Raw genomic sequence first — 1641 nt, 5'->3', positions numbered from 1 at the left:
CAGCCCTGCACACCGACATTGCCCTGGCGGTGTTGTTCGACCACCCGACCGTTGCCGGGCTCGCCGCAGTGCTTGACGCCGCGACACGGACCGGGCCGGCGGCGCCGCCGATCGTCCCCGTCGACCGTGGCCGGCCGTTGCCGTTGTCGTTCGCGCAGCAGCGGCTGTGGTTCCTGCAGCAGTTGGAGCCCGACTCGACCGAATACAACGTGTACCGACCCATGCACCTGACCGGGGCCCTCGACGTGGACGCGCTGGGCGCGGCGTTGAGTGGGCTGGTCGAGCGGCATGAGGTGCTGCGGACCCGGCTGGTCGTCGACGCCGACGGCGTGGCGTGGCAGGTGATCGACCCGCCGGCGCCGTTCGAGCTGCCGGTCGTGGACCTCAGCGGCGACCCGGACCCGATGAATGCGGTGCGGGACCGGATCGCGGTGGATGCGGCGGTGCCGTTCGATCTGGCGGTCGGTGTGATCCGGGGCGTGTTGTTCCGGCTGGGGCCGGACGATCACGTGCTCGGGCTGTCGATGCATCACATCGTGTCGGACGAGTGGTCGGCGGCGATTCTGCACCGTGAGCTCAACGCGTTGCATGCCGGCGAGGCGCTGCCGCCGTTGCCGGTGCAGTACGCGGACTTCGCAGTCTGGCAGCGTGAGTGGCTCGCCGGTCCGGTGCTCGAGAGCCAGTTGGAGTACTGGCGGGCGCAGTTGGCGGGCGCGCCGGCGTTGGAGTTGCCGACGGATCGGCCGCGGCCGGCGGTGCGGTCCACGGCGGGTGACGTGGTGGAGTTCGAGGTGCCGCGGGCGGTTGCGGAGGCGTTGCGGGAGGCGGCGCGGGGGAGCGCCGCGACGATGTTCATGACGCTGCTCGGGGCGTTCGCGGTGCTGCTCGGCCGGTATTCGGGCCAGGACGACATCGTGGTGGGCACGCCGATCGCGAACCGGAACCGGGCCGAGGTCGAGGGGCTGATCGGGTTCTTCGTCAACACCCTCGTGCTGCGCACCGACCTGTCCGGCGACCCGACGTTCGCCGAGGTGTTGGGTCGGGTGCGGCGGACCGCGTTGGAGGCGTACGGGCGCCAGGACGTGCCGTTCGAGAGGCTCGTCGACGACCTCGTAACGGTGCGGGACCGTTCGCGGACCCCGCTGTATCAGGTGTTCTTCGTCTACGCCGAGGCCGGCGACGACGACGGCGCCGCTGAACTGCCGCTGGCGCACGAGACGACGACGTGCGACGTGACGTTGACGATGGCCGAGTCGGCGTCCGGCGACCTGGCCGGTGCGGTCGAATACGCGACGAGCCTGTTCGAGCGGGAATCGATGGAGCGGTTCGCGGAGGCCCTGACGGAGGCCCTGGGGCAGCTGGCGGCGGCGCCCCGGGTGCCGTTGTCGCAGCTGCCGGCGGTGGAGTTGCCCACGTGGCAGCACGGTGCGGCGCTGCCGGAGCCTGTGGCGTCGGGTGTGCACGGGTTGATCGAGCGGTGGGCGGTGCGCACACCGGACGCGGTGGCGGTCGAGTGTGGTGCGGAGCGGCTGACGTTCGCGGAGTTGGACGCGCGGGCGGAGCGGTTGGCGGCCGTCTTGCAGCGGCAGGGTGTTGGCGCGGAGTCGGTCGTCGGAGTGTGCGTGGAGCGTGGCGTCGGGG

General features: G+C 71.7%; 1 protein-coding gene. It reads left to right on the top strand.

What is annotated here, in order from left to right:
* Window positions 1–1641, top strand: a 1641-nt coding sequence (locus Dsi01nite_RS56820; RefSeq protein WP_203854871.1) for a condensation domain-containing protein, incomplete at both ends; no start/stop codon positions are given.

It is taken from the genome of Dactylosporangium siamense, assembly GCF_016862795.1.
Taxonomy (GTDB): domain Bacteria; phylum Actinomycetota; class Actinomycetes; order Mycobacteriales; family Micromonosporaceae; genus Dactylosporangium; species Dactylosporangium siamense.
The sequence above is the reverse complement of the archived record's forward strand: the minus strand, read 5'-3'. Positions and strand labels throughout refer to the sequence as shown.